The organism is Gordonia sp. AC31 (genome assembly GCF_031844505.1).
GTDB classification, from domain to species: domain Bacteria; phylum Actinomycetota; class Actinomycetes; order Mycobacteriales; family Mycobacteriaceae; genus Gordonia; species Gordonia hongkongensis.
The window spans coordinates 47,374-65,598 of sequence record NZ_JAUZVK010000014.1; the positions used below are offsets into that span (position 1 = coordinate 47,374).

Consider the following 18,225-nt stretch of genomic DNA (forward strand, 5'->3'; position numbering starts at 1 on the left):
GTGCCCTACTTGCGCGACCGCGGCGTCTTGGGTTCCGGCTCCTTGCCGGTGTACCAGGTCTCGGCGGGCGGACGGTAGGCCAGCAGGGACCCGAACAGACCGACGAGGCCAGCGAGCAACGGGAACGCGAAGAAGTTCATCCCCAGGCTCAGGAACAGCAGCATGGCCACGACGACCAGGGTCAGCGCCGCCAGCGACGACCGCCACCGCGCATCGCCGGTGTAGGCCTTGCTGCCCAGCAGGATGTACCCGACACCCACGACGGCGACCATGGCGCCGAGCACCCCGGACGTGACGGTCCCGGTGTCGCTGGCCGCCGACACGACGATGACCAGTGCACCGAGCGCGATCAGCAGTGCGCCGGAGGTCAGCCAGCACCGGTAGGCCCAGACGACGAGTTTCGGACGCAGCGCCGGATCAGGACTTGTCACTGGTTCTTCGGTCCTTCGTTCTGGGTGTCGGTGCCCCGGTTCTCCGGATGCGGCTTGTCGAGGTGAACGGGCTCGGATCGGGCGTCGTCGGAGTACGGGCCGGGCGCGCCGCGATGATCGCTGTCACCATACGGCCTGTTCTGGCCGTACGGGTTCTGGCCGTACGGGTTCTGGCCATACGGGTTCTGGCCGTATGGGTACGGGGGTGACGGCGGGTGGACCGGCTGCGGCTTCCGCGCCGCGGCCATCTCCCGGCAGTACTTTTCCGAGTCCCCGCGCATGAGGAGCACGGTCGCACCCAGCGCCGCGACGCCGCTGATCACCTGCGGGACCATCGCCCACGCCGGCGACGTGTCGCCACCGAACAGCGAGAAGAGCAGGCTGACCACGACGTAGACACCCATCGCCGACAGCACGATCCGCGCCCAGTTGTAGCCCTTACGGGTGAACCAGACGACCAAGGCCGTGATCGCGGTGAGGAACAGCGACGTCACGACCAGCACACCGACCACGAACCCCGACGAGGTCATGAAGTCGATCTGCTCGGGCGGGACCCCTTCCTGCGGAGCAGAACTCACCTGATCGCGGATCATTTCGACGAAGGTGCCGGTCTGCGCGAACATCGCCACGATCTGCCCGACGATCACCACCACCCACAGCTCGACGGCGATGGAGACGGAGTCGGGGATCTTCGGTCGCGACGGCGCGCCGGGGTCGGACGCGGGGTCGTACGGTGCGGACATGGGACCAGCCTAGTGAACGGGCAGCACGATGAGCCCTACACGCTCAGGTCAGGACAGGCGCTGCGCCACCTCGGCCGCCCAGTAGGTCAGGACGATCGACGCACCGGCCCGTCGGATGGCGGTCAGCGATTCCAGGATCGCCGCGTCGCGATCGATCCACCCGCGTTCGGCGGCGGCGGAGATCATCGAGTACTCGCCGCTGATCTGATAGGCCGCGACCGGCACGTCACTCATGTCGGCGACGTCGCGCACGATGTCGAGGTAACTCATCGCCGGCTTCACCATCACGATGTCGGCGCCCTCCTCGAGGTCGAGCCGGACCTCGCGCAGCGCCTCGACCCGGTTGGCCGCGTCCTGCTGGTACGTGCGCCGGTCGCCCTGCAACGACGAGCCGACCGCCTCGCGGAACGGGCCATAGAACGCCGAGGCGTACTTCGCGGCGTAGGCCAGGATCCCGGTGTCGGTGAAGCCCGCCGCGTCGAGGGCGGCCCGGATCGTGGCGACCTGGCCGTCCATCATCCCGCTCGGCCCGAGGAGATGCGCACCCGCCCGCGCCTGGGCCAGGGACATCGACACGTAGCGTGCGAGGGTCTCGTCGTTGTCGACGCGACCCCGCCCGTCGACGACGCCGCAGTGCCCGTGATCGGTGAACTCGTCGAGGCACGTGTCGGCCATCAGGACCGTGGCATCCCCGAGATCCTCGCCGAGGGTGCGCAGAGCCCGGTTGAGGATTCCGTCGTCGGCATCCGCACCCGACCCGGTGGCGTCCTTGTCCTCGGCGCGCGGCACCCCGAACAGCATGAGCCCGCCGACACCGGCGTCGACGGCCTCGGCCGCGGCGGTCCGCAGCGAATCCATCGTGTGCTGCACGACGCCCGGCATCGACGAGATCGGTACCGGGTCGTCGATGCCGTCGGCGACGAACATCGGCAGCACCAGATGTCGCGGCTCCAACGAGGTCTCGGCGACCAGCCGGCGCATGGCCGGGGTGGTCCGCAGTCGTCGGGGCCGGATCACGGGTGGCATGGGTCTCCTTCGTCTCACGGGCCCTTCGAGGCTCGTCGACCTCGACGCGCTCCTTCGTCGCTTGCTCGGCCCGGCGGCTATCGCTCCTCGCACCTCAGGGAGCAGGAGCAGCTCAGGAACGCGAGCGGCGAGACTTCTTGCGCGGGGGCGGAAGTGCGCCCTCGGCCCGAAGTCGGGCGGCGTGCTCGGCGAGCGCGTCGACGAGTTCGAGCACCGATGCGTTCTCCGGCTGCACATCCACCCGGAGGCCGAATTCCGTTGCGGTCTCGGCGGTCTTGGGCCCGATGCACGCGACGATGGTGCGCGCGTGCGGCTTTCCGGCGATGCCCACGAGATTGCGCACGGTCGAGCTGGAGGTGAAGCAGACCGCGTCGAAACCACCGGTCTTGATCATCTCGCGGGTCTCGGCGGGCGGCGGCGCGGCGCGCACGGTGCGGTACGCGGTGACGTCGTCGATCTCCCAGCCGCGGTCGCGCAGTCCCTCGGACAGTGTCTCGGTCGCGATGTCGGCGCGCGGCAACAGGACTCGGTTCACCGGGTCGAAGACGTCGTCGTAGGGCGGGAAGTCCTCGAGGAGACCGAGCGAGCTCTGCTCACCCGACGGCACGAGTTCGGGGTTGATGCCGAAGGAGCGCACCTTCTCGGCGGTGGCCTCACCGACGCAGGCGATCTTGACGCCGGAGAACGCCCGGGCGTCCAGCCCGAACTCGGCGAACTTCTCCCACACCGCGCGCACCGCGTTGGTGGAGGTGAACACCACCCACTGGTACCGCCCGTCGACGAGACCCTTGACGGCGCGTTCCATCTGCGCGGGGCTCCGCGGCGGCTCGACCGCGATGGTCGGCACCTCCTTGGGCATCGCACCGTGGCTGACGAGGCGTTCGCTCATGTCGCCGGCCTGGTCCTTCGTCCGCGGCACCAGGACGGTCCAGCCGTACAGGGCGCGCGACTCCCACCACGACAGCTTGCCGCGCGCACCCACGACCTTGCCGACCGTGACGATCAGCGGACCGGTGAGCGCATTGCCCTGCTCGTTGAGCGTCGCGAGCGTGGCCTCGATGGTGCGCTGCGCACAGGTGGTGCCGTTGATGGTGATCGCGGCCGGGGTCTGGGGAGCCATGCCGTGCTCGGTGAGCGCGCTGGCGGTCTCGGCCAGGTGGCCCGACGTCGCGTGCAGCACCAGCGGGCCCGGGGCGGCGGCCAACGCCGCCCAGTCGACCTCGCCGCGCACGTCGGCCTCGGTGTGGGTGGAACCGAGCGGCATGCCGGCGTAGCTCGGGACCACGGATGCGGCGGGCAGGCCCGGCAGCACCTCGAAGGTGACCGTCGTACGGGCGACGGCGTTGACCTCGGCGAGGACCGAATCGGTGGTCAGCGGGTCGCCGGCGACGACGCGCACGACGTCGTCGCCGTTGCGGGCCGCGGCCACGAGGGTCTTGGCGACCTCGGCCGGATCGCCGAGCGCCGGCCGGACCACCGATTCCTCGTCGGTCTGCCCGGCATCGGTCGCGCCGGCCTCGTCACCGGCGGCCTGCGAATCGTCGGCCGGTGCGGCGGGCGTCGACGCGGCGTCGTCAGCGGGCTTCTCGGCCTTCTTGGTGGATCGGCGAGTGTCGGCGGCGGGTTCGTCGCGATGCGCACTGCCGATCAGCGACACCACCGGCGCGGGTACATCGGGATCGATGTAGGCGGTGGTCGCGTTGGTGATCACGGTGCGTGCCCGCACGGTGAGCAGGTCTGGGTCCCCTGGACCCGACCCCACGAACAGGATCCGTCCGGGATTTGCCTTCTTCGTACGGCTCATGGGTTCGCACTCTCCTGCCCTCTCGGCGAGGGCTGCAGTTCGTTCTCTGCTAGGGAGAGTTGACGAGGTCGCCCGCTCCCAGCTCCAGCAGTTCGGCGGCGAGGTCCTTGCCCAGCTGAACGGCACGATCGACCGGACCCACCACCGAAGCGCGGATCACGTCCGACCCGTCCTCGGCCGCCACCGCCGCACGCAACGACAGTTCGGCGAAGATGCGCCCGTCCTCGTCGATCGACTCGACCACCTCGGCGATCGCACCGACCGGTGCGGTACATCCGGCTTCGAGAGCCGCGAGTACCGCCCGTTCGGCCTCGATGGCCGCGCGGGTGGACTGGTCGTCCAACTCGGCGAGAATTCTCACCAGTTCGGCATCGTCTGAGCGGCACTCCACAGCGAGTGCACCCTGCGCCGGCGCCGGCAGCATGACCACCGGTTCGAGCGCCTCGGAGACCACGTCGGTCCGTCCGATCCGCACGAGTCCGGCGCGGGCGACCACGACTGCGTCGAGTTCGCCGCTGGCGACTTTGCCCAACCGAGAGTCTAGGTTGCCTCGTAGGGGGCGGATTTCCAAACCGAGACCCAGTGCTCTAAGCTGCGCGGCCCGCCGCGGGGCCGAGGTACCGATCACCGAGCCGGGCGGCAGTTCGCCGAGCACCATTCCGTCGCGTGCGACCAGCGCATCCCGGGGATCGACGCGCGGCGGGATGGCCGCGATCGTGAGGTCGTTCTCGGGGGCGGTCGGGAGGTCCTTGTACGAGTGCACCGCGACGTCGACCTCGTTGTTCCGCAGCGCGACGCGGATCGCCGTGGTGAACACCCCGACGCCGATCTCGGTGACGGGGGCCGCCGAGGCGTCACCGGCGGTCTTGATGATGACCAGTTCGGCGGGATGTCCGGCGGCGGTCAGGGCGTCGGCGATGGTCTGCGACTGGGTCCGGGCCAGCAGCGAGCCCCGCGTACCGATCCGGATCGGCGCGGTGGAGGGTTCGCTCATCGGTCACCCAGATCGCCGGCCGCGTCGCCCGAAGGCAGGCCACCGAGATGGTCGGGAGCCGAAACCGCTTCGGCTGCACCGGGTTTGAGTTCGAACAGCTCACGCAGCGCCTCGGCGTAGTGATCCCCGTTGGGGGTCGAGGCGAGCTGCTTGACGCGCACGGTCGGTGCGTGCAGCAGCTTGTCGACGACGCGGCGGACGGTCTTGGCGACCTCGTCGCGCTGTGCGCCCTCGAGGTCGGGCAGGCGGGTCTCGAGGCGCAGGATCTCGGCCTCGACGACGTCGGCCGCGCGCTGGCGCAGGGCCGCGACGGTCGGGGTGACCTCGGCCTGACGCTGGTGCGTGAGGTAGTCGGCGAGCTCGGCGGCGACAATCGACCGGGCGGCGAGGGTGTCATTCTCGGCGGCTTGGGTCTCGGAGTCGCCGCGCAGTCCCTCGATGTCGACGATGTGCACGCCGGGCAGGCGGGCCGCGGCGGGGTCGACGTTGCGCGGGAGCCCGAGGTCGCAGATGACGAGCGGTGCTGCGTCCCCGGTACGGGCCGCGAGCGCCGAGTGCACCGACCCGACGCCGACGACCGCGCCGATCGCGCCCGTACACGTGACGACGACGTCGGCCGTGGCCATCGCCTCCGGCATGTCGTCGAGCCCGACGCCGCGGACGCTGATGCCGTGGTTGGCGGCGATGTTGCCCGCGAGGTGGTCGGCCTTGTCGACGGTCCGGTTGACGACGACCATCTCGGTCACGCCCTCACGGGCCAGCTGCGCGGTCGCCAGACCGCCCATGGCGCCGGCACCGACGACCACCGCGCGGCGCAGGCGGTGCGCGCCCGTCGCGGGATCGGTGAGCAGCGACTTGGCACGGTGCAGCGCGACGGAGACCACGGAGGCACCCGCGCGGTCGATCCCGGTCTCGGTGTGCACGCGCTTGCCGACCCGCAGCGCCTGCTGCGCCAGCTCGTGCAGCACTCGTCCGGCGGAGTCGTTGGCGTCGGCGCTGAGGTAGGCGTTGCGGATCTGACCGAGGATCTGCTGCTCGCCGACGACGAGCGAGTCGAGGCCCGCCGCGACGGTGAACAGATGCTCGACGGCGGCCTCGGAGTAACGAACGTAGGCGTGGCGGGTCATCTCGTTGACGGTCATGCCGGAGTGGTCGCCGAGGACCGAGCCGACGGCCTCGAGTGCCGGGTGGAAGGCGTCGACGACGGCATAGATCTCCACGCGGTTGCACGTGGACACGAGCATGGCTTCGGAGATCGCCCGCGAGGAGAGCAGTTCGTCGATCAGTTTGGGGCGGTCGTGGTCGGAGACCGCCAACCGCTCGAGCACCTCGACGGGAGCACTGCGGTGCGATACCCCGAACAACAGAACACTCACGCTGTCACCGTTTCTTCACCCATCACATTTCCCTGGTGTCCGGCACTTCCCCGGTGCCCCCGCGTCGGCTTCGCCTCGCGCGGCTCCTTGACGTCGTCGCGCGGCCCGCGAGAGGCCTGGAAAGCCAGCACCTGTAGTTCCAAGGCTAGATCAACTTGTCTGACGACAACATCCGACTCCGCCGGAAGCGACACGGGCGTGACGTTGAGCACCTGCCGGACACCCGCGGCCACGAAGGCGTCGAAGACGCGTCGGGCGTCGTCGTCGGCGGTGGCTATCACCGCGATCTCGACGGACGGGACCACCTGTGCGCAGACGGTGGCGATGTCGGTCAGCGGGGCGACCCGCGGGCCGCCCGGCTCGAGAACCGCGCCGGTCAGGGCCGGATTGGCGTCGAACATCGCGGCGACCCGGAAGCCGCGTCCGAAGCCGGCGTGCGACAGCAGCGCACGGCCGAGCGAGCCGGCGCCCGCGAGCGCGACGGTGTGGATGCTGTCGGTGTGCAGCGTCATCGAGATCCGGGCGGTCAGCTTGCCCACGTCGTATCCGACGCCGCGCACGCCGTTGGCGCCGACGTAGGAGAGGTCCTTGCGCAGGATGGCCGGGTTGACCCCGGCTGCCGTCGCGAGCTCGCCGCTCGACGCCAGCAGGATGCCCCGACGACTGAACGAGCGCAGTACGTGCAGGTAGGTGGCCAACCGGGCGACCGTGGGACCGGGGATGTCGGTGGCGGGGTCGTCGACCGGAGGGACGGCGGACGCCGGAGGGTCGGCGTCGGCCGACTTCGCACTCTCCGCGCCCACTCGCACTCCCACACATCTGCCGGCGTCACCAGACACCGGGACCCGACTCTTCCCGACCAACGGAGGATATAACTTCCCTGTGAATCTGTTCACACGGCCCCTCGGGATCGGCGGTGCTGTGTTAGGCGTCTCGTCGAACGTGGGCGCCGATCACCGCCGCGCCGCGAGATCGTCCCGCAGACGCGGTTCGTCGACCTCCCAGTAGCTGTGCTCGTCACCGTCGAGGAGGACCACCGGGAGCCGGTCGCCGAACTCGGCGCGCACGTCCGGCCGACCCCCTTCGGCCGCCTCGTCGACGTCGACCTCGGTGAACTCCACGCCCATGTCGGCGCAGATCCGGGTCAGTTCGGAGCGGGCCGCCGCGCACGCCGCGCACCCCGCACGGGTCAACAGTTCCACCGTCATGCCGACCATCCTCCCAGCGCAGCGCCCGCGGGATCAGCCGGGTGACCCTCCCCCGCCGACGGTGTGCGGTCCGTCACCGGGCGTGGGGATCGAACGCCGGAGACCAGTCGCCCGGTTCCCAGGCGCACCACTAGGCTGTACCCGGCAAGCAGTGCTGGCGCTACGCGTGGGAGGTGGGCAGTGGGCGAGACCCCGGGCCCGGAAGACCGGCAGGACGACGAGACGCCCGACGACGCCGCACTTCTCCCGCCGAATCCGATGCAGGGCGACGGCCCGACGGGCGACGACTGGGAGGCCCACGCCGCGAGCGTGGAGTTCACCGACGACTTCGACGAGGACGCCGAACTCCACGAACTCGTCGACGACGAGACCAACCGGGTCACCACCTGGATCTCCCAGCGAGCGACCGCCGCGACCGGCCGCTTCCGGCAGACCGCGCACGAACTCCGCCAGACCCTGGCCGGTGAGGCGAGCGCGAAGGCCGCCGTCGACTCGCTGCGTTCGCGCCCGACGGCCGAGATCCCGGGCGAACCCCGCCGCGACCTCACCGCCGCCGCCTTCTTCGACGTCGACAACACCCTGGTCCAGGGCGCGTCGATCGTGCACTTCGCTCGCGGTCTCGCCGCGCGGAAGTACTTCACCTACGGCGACATCATGGATTTCGCGTGGACGCAGGCGAAGTTCCGGATCACCGGCAAGGAGAATGCGCGCGACGTCGCGGAGGGCCGGGAGAAGGCGTTGTCGTTCATCGCGGGCAAGCCGACCTCCGAACTCGTCGAGCTCGGCGAGGAGATCTTCGACGACTACATCGCCGACAAGATCTGGCCGGGTACGCGGGCGTTGGCCCAGCGTCACCTCGATGCCGGACAGCAGGTCTGGCTGGTGACCGCGACACCCGTCGAACTCGCGCAGACCATCGCCGACCGGCTGGGGTTGACCGGTGCGCTGGGCACCGTCGCCGAGAGCGTCGACGGGGTCTTCACCGGGCGGCTCGTCGGCGACATCCTGCACGGCCCCGGTAAGGCCCATGCGGTGCGCGCGCTCGCGATCCGCGAGGGTCTCAACCTGAAACGCTGTACGGCGTACTCGGATTCGCACAACGACGTACCGATGCTGTCGCTCGTCGGCCGCGCGGTGGCGATCAACCCCGACACCGACCTGCGCGACGTCGCCAAGGTCCGCGGCTGGGAGATGTACGACTTCCGCACCGCGCGAAAGGCCGCGAAGTACGGCGCCGGCACCGCGATCGTGCTCGGCGCCGCGGGCGGTGGGGCCGCAGCCGCGGCGCGGTTCCTGCGGCAGCGCTGACCGTTCGACGCCGACGGCCCTGGCTCCCCGGATCAGAAGGGCGGTGGGTCGAGGCGGTCGAGTTCTTCGCGGGCTCGTTTGTTGCGGGCGCGTTCTTGTCGCCGGCGGGCCAGTTTGGCGTCCAGTCGGCTGGTGGTGCGCTCCGGGTTGTCGGCCGGGGCGATGACCCGTGGGGTGGGTGGGGCTTGGGCGGCTTGCTCGAACCGGATACGCCGCAGGTTCGGGAAGGTGTCTTCGAGGGTTTCGGCGTCGCCGGGCAGGGTGACCCCTTCGGGGGTCTCGTACTCGGTGACCAGACGGCCGTCGTCGTCGCGGTACTGCACATCGACCCAGTCCCCGTGGGTTTTGAACAGGTGACCGGGACGGCATTTGGCGTTGAGGTTCTCACTCGACGTCGCCCCACCCCGGGCGGGGTCGGTGTGGTCGTACTCGGTGACGTGGTCGAGATCGCACGCGAACGCTGAACGGGTGCAGCCGGGTTCGGTGCAGTAGCCGTCCCGCACTCGCACGAAATCAGCACACGACGTGGTGGGCCGGTACCCGTTGCCGGGATGGGTCGCCGGATACACCACCGCGACACTCGCGGTGGTCTCGACGGGTCGATCGGGTTCGGCTGCGTCCGTTTCGTTTTCGCCGTGTGCGCCGGTCGTGGCGTCGTCGGCTCGGGTGTCCTCGGCTGGTGCCGGGCGCTGGGCGGTCCGCCGCTGGTCATCGTCGTTGGTGCTGGGGGCGGCGTAGGTGGGTTGGGTGCGGGCGGGGGTGACCGGGGCCAGGGTGGCGTCGGGGCGGGCGGCGAGGTCACGGACGTGTTCGTCGCTGATGATGCCGTGCTCGTCGAGGAACCCCACCCCGGGTGCCCCGGCCAGGGTCGCGGCATCGGTGACGACATGGATCACGACTTCGGCGCGGACCGCGTCGAGGACGCTCTGCGGGTCGGGGATGTCGGCAGTGCACGGCTGTTCGTCGTCGCACTGGCAGTCGAAGCTGGTGCGGGTCAACAGCGCGAACATCGCATCGGATCGTCGTATCCCCTGGTTGCGGCCATCCCGCTTACAGGCAGAGTCGGCGAGGATGGCGACGGCTTTGGCCGAGATCCGCACATTCTCCGCCGACATCACCGCGGTGAGTTCGGCGGTGCCGTCGGGCAGTTCGTGGGTCCACACCCCACGCTGATCCATCGCGTCTTTGCGGCGTTGCCGCACCGCATCCGGATCGTGGCGGAAGACCAGGCGGTCGACCATGTCCCGCAACCGCGCCCGATCCCACACACCCTTACGGCGGCGCACAGTATCGGCGATCTCGGCATCCAACGCAGGGGTGATCGGGTCATCGGCGGGGATCAGTTCGGTGCGGGAGATGACCAACCGGATCTGCCACTGCGACAGGACCCCGTCACGCAGCGTGTCCGCTACCTCGGGGAGCCGATCCCGTAGTGCGAGGGCCTCGTCGATGAGGGTTTCGGCGTGGCGGCGGGACACCCCGGCTTGGCGGGCGATACGGGCGGCGCAGTCGGCGTGACCGTCCATGACGAACCCGGACGCGCTGGTGGTGATCAGGCGGTCGGTCATCACCGCGATCGTCTGATAGCGGTGCCAGGCGAGGTAGGACTCGCCTCGCCGGGTGGCGTCGAGGCCGGCCATCAACATGACCATGTCGGTCTCGGCCGTGTGGGCAGGATCGACCCCGGCGATGTACTCGCTCGGTAGATCGGTCCACGCCTTCACAACGCCCCCCGACGCTTGTTTCGTCACCCCGGTGACCGGGGCGTGTTCTGTTACAGACCAATCTAAACCCGACCACCGACAATTTCGGATGAGTCTCCACGGCGCATCATCGTCGTTGACGAAATAGACTCTGAGCGTTGCGGTCTGAGGTCGGCGAGGTTCGCCGATAGCTGAGTTGTGCGGGTCGCCAGGTGGTTTCGACACGGCGACTCGCCTAACGGCTCGTTGCCGGCTCAACCAGCGGGGGGTGGGGGTGGTCGCCAGGTGGTTTCGACACGGCGCCTCGCTCCGCTCGGGGCCGGCTCAACCAGCGGAGGGGCCGCACAGTCGACGGAATCCTGCGCACGATCGACGAACCCTCCCCCTACAGCGAGTCCACCTCACTCATCGGGTCGATGAGGACCTTGGCGTGGTGTTCGGCGCGGCCGAGGGCATCGAATGCCGCTCCCACGCCGTCGAGACCGACCGTCGCGGTGATCAGCGGTGCGACGTCGACCTTGCCGTCGGCCATCATGTGCAGCGTGTCGTGGAACTCGGCGGGGTCGTAGGCGAACACGAACCGCAACTCGTGTTCCTTGTTGAGCGCCATCGCCGGGCGGAAGGTGTCGGGCTCCATGCACACCCCGACCACGACGATCCGCGACCGGAACGGCGCCTCGGTCACGATGTGCTCGATCATCCCGGGCGTCCCCACACATTCGAAGACGACGGGGCCCTTCGGTGTGGCACCCAGGCGGTCGGCCATGCGGAACACCGAGGACCACGGCGCCAAGGGGATCCGCCGCAGCGTCCGCATGGCGTCGAACGCCGCGCCCAGCAGATCCTGCGCGCGAGTGATGTACTTGCCGACCTCGGCACACCGCTCGAACGGCGACGACACCGTCGGGTCGACGACGATGTCGGCCCCCACGCGATGAGCCAGCACCCGGCGGCCGGGTGACGGGTCGCTCGCGATGACCGTGCGAACTCCGTCGGCCTTCAGCATCGTGATGACGGCCAGCCCGATCGGGCCGCAACCCACGACGACCGCGACATCCCGGCGTCCCACCTCCCCGCGTCGGACCGCGTGATGGGCGACGGCCATCGGCTCGGTCAGCGCAGCATGCTCGGCGGGCAGGTTCTCCGGGATCTCGAAGGTCATGTCCTCCGACACCAGGACGAACTGGGCGTACCCGCCCGGCGCGGACTCCGACAGTCCGGTCAGGTGGGCGTCGGCGCCGTGCCGGATCATCGGGACCGACACCACCGGGGTCCCGGGAGACCAGCGTTTACGGCAACCGGGCCCGTAGGAGACCACCTCGCCGGCGAACTCGTGTCCCATGACCACCGACTGCCCGGATCGCATGAATGCGTCGTAGCCGACCTCGGCGGACACCTGCGCCGTGGCATCGGCATGGACCCGGGCGTGCAGGTCCGAACCACAGATGCCCGCGCGGAGAACGCGGAGCAGTACCTGACCCTTGCCGGGCTCCGGGGTGGGGATCTCCTCGACCGTCAGCTCGCCCTGCCGGCACACGACTGCACGCATGCTCCATGAGTATCAGCTGACGGACCGGAACGGGCGTCGAACGCGCGCCACGCCCCCGCGCGACACCGAGCTCAGCCGAAGTAGACGCTTCCGCGCCGGCTCAGCATCCGGAAGAGGGTCTGCTGGATCTCTTCGCGCACGTGGTCGGTGAGATCGAAGACCACCATCGGGTCGTCGGCGGACGCCTCGTCGTAGGAGCCGGTCTCGATGGGCCGGCCGAAGTGGATGTGCCACTTCGACGGCAACGGCACCATGCCCAGCGGCCCGAGCCACGGGAACAGCGGGGTCACCGGGAAGTACGGCAGGCCGAGGATCTTGGCGAGCGGCTTGAGGTCGGCGAGCATCGGGTAGATCTCCTCGGAGCCGACGATCGACACCGGGATGATCGGCGCGGCGTTGCGCAGCGCGGTCGTCACGAACCCGCCGCGGCCGAACCGCTGGAGCTTGTAGCGGTCCTTGTACAGCTTGCCGATGCCCTTGTACCCCTCGGGCCAGACCGCGGTCAGCTCACCCGCGCGCAGCAGACGGTCGGCGTCGGAGTTGCACGCCAGCGTCGCACCGATCCGCCGCGCGACCTCACTGACGCCCGGCGTGTCGAAGGCCATGTCGGCGGCCAGGACCCGCAGGTACCGGCCCTCCGGGTGGTTGTCGCGCACGGCCAGCGAGGTGATCACGGCGTCGACCGGGATCGTGCCCGCGTGGTTGGCGACCAGGAGCGCCCCACCCTCGCGCGGCAGGTTCTCCACACCGGTAACCTCGACGCGGAACCACTTCTCGTAGACCTGCCGGATCGCCGGGAACCACACCGACTCGGTGAAGTGGGGATCGAATCCGAACTCGTCGACCTCGTACTCCCCCGCCATCCGTTCCCGGATGAACCCGGCGGTCGAGGTGAGGGTGTCGGCGACCGCGCCGCGCAGACCGCCCAGGCTGAACAGCGGACTCGATTTCGACGGACCGCGATGTTCGACGCCCAGCACCTCGTCGGGAAGGGTGATCTCGTCGCTGATCGGGGTCACCTGCGCGGGCGCGCGGCCGAACCCATCGGTGTTGGGGTGTCCGAGCGTCGACGATCCCCGTTGCGCCGCTGCGCTTTTCGATCGTTCACGACCGACCTGCTGACTCGGATGGCGTCGGCGACCCGACTCCCGGACACCCCGGGCATCGGGACCCGTCGGCGATGTGTAGAGCTGAATGACTTTCGCGGTACGTGCATCTGTCGCTCCGCCACCTGCCAAAGTGCTCACCCCTAGCTGAGTCCTGGGTTCGAAATCCGGGCCGGGTCAGGGCTCGGGTTGCTGCCGGCACTCGGACCGCCGGGGCGAACGAGTCGCGGCGTAGGAGCGCTGGGCGCGATGTGGGTCTGGCGTCCAAGTCTAGAGGTTGCACCCACGTTGCGCATGCTCACGGCGACTTCACCGCCATCATGACCCTGAATTTCACTGCAACTGGTGGGCGGCCGACACGACCCGTCGCTCGAACGATCTCCACGAATCGGACCCGATCACCGGCGTCACCCCGCTGCGTTCGATGAAGTCGTCCAACGTCTCCAGCGTCGTGTACCGCGGGACGAAGCCGAGTTCGGTCCGCATGCGGGTCGTGTCGAGCACCCGACCGTAGGTGAGGAACTCCGTCTGCGACGACCGCAGCTTCGCCGACCGCAGGTCCTGGAACACCCCCGCGATCGGCGCCAGCAGACTGCTCGGAACAGGCAGTTCGATGTGCCCGACGCGTCGGATCGCCTGCGTGAGCGTCACCACGCCCTCGCCCGAGATGTTGTAGGTGCCGACCTTCCCGGCGAGGGTGACGTGCTCCATCGCCGCAAGCGCATCCTCCTCGTGCAGGAACTGCAGGCGCGGCTGGAATCCGATCACCGTCGGCACGACCGGCAGGGAGAGGTACGAACTCATCCGGGTGGTGATGCGCGGACCCAACATGGCCTGCGGGCGGACGATGGTGATGTCGATGTCCTGACGCCGCCGACCGAGGCCGCGGACGTAACCCTCGACGTCGAGTAGATCTCGACCGTATCCCCGCTTCGGCTCCCGGGGAGCGCGCGTCTCCTCGGCGAAGTGCGACGGGTCGCGGCTGCCCGCGCCGTACACCATGGCGGTGGAACGCAGCACGAGGCGCTTCACCGATGGTGTGCGCTGGCAGGCCGCGCAGACCTGCATCGCACCGACGAGGTTGAACTCCTTGATCGCAGCGGAGTGCGGGGCGGTGTCGGCGATCGACGTCGCGGCGTGGACGACCGTGTCCACGTCATAGGCGGCGAGCGCCTTCGCGATGGCGGGACGCCGGATGTCCACCCGGAGGAACTCCGCTCGCCCCATCCGGCGGAGGAGATCCTTGCGCGGCACCCGCGAGTCCACGGCGAGCACCTTCTCGATGTCCGGATTGGCCGCGAGACGGGCCACCAGGTAGCCGCCGAGGAAGGTCGACGCCCCGGTGACCAGGACCACCCTGGGCGGTGCGGAGGTGGATTCGGCCATGCCCCGAGGCTATCGCCAGTCGGGCGTTCCGGCGCACCGAGGAATCCCGGAACGACAAAAGGACCCGCCGTAGCGGGTCCTGATGCCGAAGAAAAGCCTATTTACCGAGTTTGCGACGCTGCACCCGGGTCCGACGCAGCAACTTGCGGTGCTTCTTCTTCGACATGCGCTTGCGGCGCTTCTTGATCACTGAACCCATCGGGGCGCTTCCTCACGATTGACACTGATGTACTTGTTCGGCCCTGGTCAGCACTTCAGCCGGGTACGGCGCCGGGAGCGAAGCGACGAGCGGCGGTGCGTCACGTAGGGCTCACCGGCGCATCCAGGTACGCGACCACCGAGCCTACCGGGCGGCACGCCGGATCGGGAAATCGCGATGGCCGACGAGCGGCGGCCGAGGACGCCCACACGCAAAAGGCCCCGTGACCGGCGTGGGCCGGTCACGGAGACCTTTCGAAGAAACTGCTGTTCAGGCGTGGTGCGAAAGCCGGATCAGCCGGCGTCGAAGTACGACGTCTCCAGGTAGTCGTGGACCGCTTTCGCGTGCACACGGAACGAGCGTCCGACCCGAACCGCGGGCAGTTCGCCGTTGTGGACGAGACGGTAGACGGTCATCTTCGAAACGCGCATCAACGATGCAACCTCGGCGACGGTGAGGAACTGCGACGCCGAAGCCGCGTTGCTCACTGCGCCTGTCCTGTCACCAGGAGTGTCTGCAGGTGCCATGAATCACTCATACCTCCGGTGCACGCGTCGCGGCCGCAGGCTTCCCCTCCTGCGGACATCAGACACGCACGTGCTTAAAGAAGCTTAGCGTGGCAGATGTGAAAAAAGCGACGTGAGAGACCGGTATTTCTGAGATTCCTGTGACTCGACCCCAACATGCTGGGGTTTGTCGGCCGTTCGACCACAATTCATGGGGTGTCCGTGACGGCGTGTCCCTGCGCCAAACCCTCGACTTCCACTCGACGTCCGCCGCGGGCGCTGGCGGCCGCGCAGGCACGAGTCGCCTGGTAGACCGCGTGCCGCAGACCGTTGGCCTCGAACTCCCGGATCGCCTCGGCGGTGGTGCCGCCGGGCGAGGTGACGGCCGCACGCAGGTCGACCGCGGACAGCCCCGAGTCGCTCAGCAGGATGCCCGCGCCGCGAATGGTCTGCACCGCCATCTCCGAGGCCTGGGCACGGGTGAGCCCCAGGCCGACGCCGGCGTCGATCATCGCCTCGGCGAGCAGGAAGACGTAGGCCGGACCGGAACCGGACACCGCGGTGACCGCGTCCATCTGCTTCTCCGGCACAACCGTCACCCGGCCGACCGTCTGCAGGATCTTGACCACCGCCTGCAGCTGTTCGTCGCCGACGTACCGGCCGGCCGAGACCGCCGACATCGCCTCGTTGACGAGCATCGGGGTGTTGGGCATGACCCGGATGATGGGCGACCCGGCCTGCAGCGCGCTCTCGTAGCGCGACAGGGGCAGGCCGGCCACCAGGGTCACGGTCACTCGCTCGGATTCCGCGTTGTCCTCCGCCGAGGCGAGGATGCGCAGGATCGAGTCGACGTCGTCGGGCTTGATCGCCAGGAACACATACTGCGCCGACTCGGCCGCGCTCTTGACGTCGGTGACCAGCACGCCGTACTCCTCGGCGATCTCGGCGGCGCGGCTCTCCACCCGCTCGGCGACGACGAGGTCCTTGGTGGGGGTGCCTGCACCGATCAGACCGGCGAGCAGTGCCTCACCGATCTTGCCTCCGCCGATGATGGCGATGCGTTCGGACACGGATGTCTACCTTCCTGCGGGGATGAGGGCGAGCTGACGGGACTGTGCGACGACGGTCCCGATCGAGTCCACCACGAGGTGGTCCTCCTCGAACATCCCGGGGCCGACCTCGGAACTCGTCGCGGCGAAACGCAGCCAGCCGGGTGCGGGATGGCGCCGGACGTAGGTGGTCAGCTGCACCGTGGGCGCCCACCCGAACAGCGCCAGGTTCATGACGACCGGGGGCGAGATGTCACCGACCAGGACCGTGAAGTACTCGTCGGGTTCGACGCCCTTCGGCCGGATCCACCCGCGGACGAGCGGCTCGCCGGTCTCGCCGCGGACGACGGGGAACGTCTCCGAGTCGAGGACCAGGTCGATGGCGGCGCCGAGGTGGTTGACCTCGGCGATGGGCGAACCGTCGAGCGGGATGCCGGTCGACGACGGTTCCACGGGCACGGAGTCGAGGACCGTGGGGCCGGAGTGGTGCGGCCGGCCGCTGTCGGGACGGGCCATCGTCACCGACGAGGACACCACAGTCCGACCGAGTTGCACGGCGTCGACCGACAGGACCGTGACGGTGCGCCCGCGCTTGCGCACACTGATCACCAGGTCGACGTCCGCGGCATCGGGAGCGGTGAGGTAGTCGCTGGAGATCGCCACCGGGATCATCGCGGCCGCCGACTCGGCGAGCCGGTCGCCGTCCGGCGTGAGCGCGGTCAGCGCGGTCCGGGCCGCCTTCGCGACCACCATCTGCAGCGTGCCGCCGTGCACCTTGGGGCCGATCGTGAACGTCTCGTCGATGTGCGCCCGCAGGGTGATCGAGTCCGGACCGCCACGGTCGACCTCGGTCAGCTCCTGCACCTGGGTGATCTTGCTGGTCATCGTCCCGCCTTCGTCGAGGAGACCCGTCCCCCGACGAATCAGCTGCTCAACTGGCCGGTGGGCCCGGGGTGCAGCTCCCGTTTGAGATGCCGCCGCGCAAAATCTAGCGAACGGGCCAGCAGCGCGCTGCGCTCGGGTTTGGTGCGCGCGCTCCCCGTGGTGACCTCGAGCACAACCGCCCCGGCGAAGTCGCTCGCCGCGATGCGCCGGCACACCTCGGCGCAGGGCTGCGCCCCGTCGCCGGGGATCAGGTGCTCGTCGGTGGCGGCACCATTGCCGTCGGCGAGATGCAGGTGGTTGAGGCGCGAGCCCATCCGGTCGAGAAGAGCGAGGGCGTCGACGCCGGCGGTCGCGGTGTGCGAGAGATCGAGCGTGTAGTGCGCGTAGCCGTCATCGGTCGGATCGATCGACTTGCCGAACGCCGATGCCGCCAGACCGGGACCACCGCCGCGCTTGCTGAGTCGCCGGACCGAGGGCTCCCCTGCGCCGAACAGCCGGTCGGCCCGCATGGGAAACATGTTCTCCACGGCGACCGCGACCCCGCTGTCCGCCTCGAGTTCGTCGACGAGATCGTCGAAGGCGGCGACGTAGCCACGCTGCCACCGGAACGGTGGATGCACGACGACGGTCGACGCACCGAGATCCTCGGCCGCCTCCACCGCACGGGCCAGCTTCACGACCGGGTCGCGTCCCCACACCCGCTGGGTGATGAGCAGACACGGGGCGTGGATCGACAGCACCGGAACCTGATAATGGTCCGACAGGTACTCGACCCGCCGGATGTCCTGGCTCAGAGCGTCACCCCACACCATCAACTCGACGCCGTCGAAGCCCAGTTCGGCGGCGTAGGCGAAGGCCGCCTCGGTGTTCTGGGGATAGACCGACGCCGTCGACAGACCGATCGGGATCTCGGCGGACGGACGCGGGAGGTCAGGTCTCATCCGGTCCGCCC

18 protein-coding genes are annotated in these 18,225 nt (G+C 69.3%); 1 reads left to right on the forward strand and 17 read right to left on the reverse strand.

Translation table 11 applies throughout. The annotated features are described in order from the left end of the window. Window positions 1-5: 5 nt before the first annotated feature. The 8 genes from Q9R39_RS16850 to Q9R39_RS16885 all read right to left on the reverse strand — a co-directional run bounded on the left by Q9R39_RS16850 (window position 6) and on the right by Q9R39_RS16885 (window position 7,582). Complete coding sequence (locus Q9R39_RS16850; RefSeq protein ID WP_078113010.1) at window positions 6-431, reverse strand: hypothetical protein; 426 nt, start codon at window positions 429-431, stop codon at window positions 6-8. Then, window positions 428-1,174, reverse strand: a complete 747-nt coding sequence (locus tag Q9R39_RS16855; protein WP_311277819.1) for a hypothetical protein — start codon at window positions 1,172-1,174, stop codon at window positions 428-430. Before Q9R39_RS16855 ends, Q9R39_RS16850 begins: the two co-directional genes overlap by 4 nt. Before the next feature lie 48 nt (window positions 1,175-1,222). Further along, window positions 1,223-2,200: a porphobilinogen synthase gene (gene hemB / locus Q9R39_RS16860; RefSeq protein WP_311277820.1), complete on the reverse strand. Its 978-nt coding sequence runs from the start codon at window positions 2,198-2,200 to the stop codon at window positions 1,223-1,225. A gap of 112 nt (window positions 2,201-2,312) precedes the next feature. Then, entirely contained in the window at window positions 2,313-4,004 is a 1,692-nt protein-coding gene (locus Q9R39_RS16865; RefSeq protein WP_055475195.1) for a bifunctional uroporphyrinogen-III C-methyltransferase/uroporphyrinogen-III synthase, read from the reverse strand. Between the two features lie 49 nt (window positions 4,005-4,053). Next, entirely contained in the window at window positions 4,054-4,998 is a 945-nt protein-coding gene (hemC, locus tag Q9R39_RS16870) for a hydroxymethylbilane synthase (RefSeq protein ID WP_065629205.1), read from the reverse strand. Beyond that, window positions 4,995-6,374 (reverse strand): glutamyl-tRNA reductase, encoded by a 1,380-nt coding sequence (locus Q9R39_RS16875; protein ID WP_311277821.1) that lies wholly within the window; start codon window positions 6,372-6,374, stop codon window positions 4,995-4,997. The genes hemC and Q9R39_RS16875 overlap by 4 nt, the downstream gene beginning before the upstream one ends. Then, window positions 6,371-7,177: a redox-sensing transcriptional repressor Rex gene (locus Q9R39_RS16880; protein ID WP_311277822.1), complete on the reverse strand. Its 807-nt coding sequence runs from the start codon at window positions 7,175-7,177 to the stop codon at window positions 6,371-6,373. The genes Q9R39_RS16875 and Q9R39_RS16880 overlap by 4 nt, the downstream gene beginning before the upstream one ends. A 150-nt stretch (window positions 7,178-7,327) precedes the next feature. Next, window positions 7,328-7,582 carry a glutaredoxin family protein gene (locus Q9R39_RS16885; protein ID WP_055475263.1) on the reverse strand — a complete coding sequence of 85 codons (255 nt, stop codon included), beginning with the start codon at window positions 7,580-7,582 and terminating at the stop codon, window positions 7,328-7,330. Window positions 7,583-7,762: 180 nt separating this feature from the next. On the opposite strand from Q9R39_RS16885, the gene Q9R39_RS16890 reads away from it, so the two are divergent. Beyond that, a complete protein-coding gene (locus Q9R39_RS16890) occupies window positions 7,763-8,890 on the forward strand; it encodes an HAD family phosphatase (protein WP_068972464.1) in 1,128 nt (375 codons plus the stop codon). Between the two features lie 32 nt (window positions 8,891-8,922). On the opposite strand, the gene Q9R39_RS16895 is transcribed toward Q9R39_RS16890, so the two are convergent. The 9 genes from Q9R39_RS16895 to Q9R39_RS16935 form a co-directional block, all read right to left on the reverse strand. Continuing rightward, a complete protein-coding gene (locus tag Q9R39_RS16895; RefSeq protein ID WP_311277823.1) occupies window positions 8,923-10,641 on the reverse strand; it encodes a DUF222 domain-containing protein in 1,719 nt (572 codons plus the stop codon). A 337-nt stretch (window positions 10,642-10,978) separates the two neighbouring features. Further along, window positions 10,979-12,142 carry a zinc-binding dehydrogenase gene (locus tag Q9R39_RS16900; RefSeq protein WP_078113005.1) on the reverse strand — a complete coding sequence of 388 codons (1,164 nt, stop codon included), beginning with the start codon at window positions 12,140-12,142 and terminating at the stop codon, window positions 10,979-10,981. A 71-nt stretch (window positions 12,143-12,213) separates the two neighbouring features. Then, window positions 12,214-13,389 (reverse strand): lysophospholipid acyltransferase family protein, encoded by a 1,176-nt coding sequence (locus Q9R39_RS16905; protein ID WP_311277824.1) that lies wholly within the window; start codon window positions 13,387-13,389, stop codon window positions 12,214-12,216. Between the two features lie 192 nt (window positions 13,390-13,581). Next, window positions 13,582-14,634: an NAD-dependent epimerase/dehydratase family protein gene (locus Q9R39_RS16910; protein WP_311277825.1), complete on the reverse strand. Its 1,053-nt coding sequence runs from the start codon at window positions 14,632-14,634 to the stop codon at window positions 13,582-13,584. 97 nt (window positions 14,635-14,731) lie between these two features. Beyond that, window positions 14,732-14,833, reverse strand: a complete 102-nt coding sequence (locus tag Q9R39_RS16915) for a 30S ribosomal protein bS22 (protein ID WP_003402602.1) — start codon at window positions 14,831-14,833, stop codon at window positions 14,732-14,734. 293 nt (window positions 14,834-15,126) lie between these two features. After that, window positions 15,127-15,360: a helix-turn-helix domain-containing protein gene (locus Q9R39_RS16920; protein WP_004019963.1), complete on the reverse strand. Its 234-nt coding sequence runs from the start codon at window positions 15,358-15,360 to the stop codon at window positions 15,127-15,129. 188 nt (window positions 15,361-15,548) lie between these two features. Then, complete coding sequence (gene proC, locus Q9R39_RS16925; protein WP_311277842.1) at window positions 15,549-16,409, reverse strand: pyrroline-5-carboxylate reductase; 861 nt, start codon at window positions 16,407-16,409, stop codon at window positions 15,549-15,551. Between the two features lie 6 nt (window positions 16,410-16,415). Further along, a complete protein-coding gene (locus Q9R39_RS16930) occupies window positions 16,416-17,273 on the reverse strand; it encodes a thioesterase family protein (RefSeq protein WP_311277843.1) in 858 nt (285 codons plus the stop codon). Between the two features lie 38 nt (window positions 17,274-17,311). Continuing rightward, on the reverse strand, window positions 17,312-18,214 hold the full coding sequence (locus Q9R39_RS16935) for a sugar phosphate isomerase/epimerase (protein WP_311277844.1): 903 nt from the start codon (window positions 18,212-18,214) through the stop codon (window positions 17,312-17,314). Window positions 18,215-18,225: the final 11 nt, after the last annotated feature.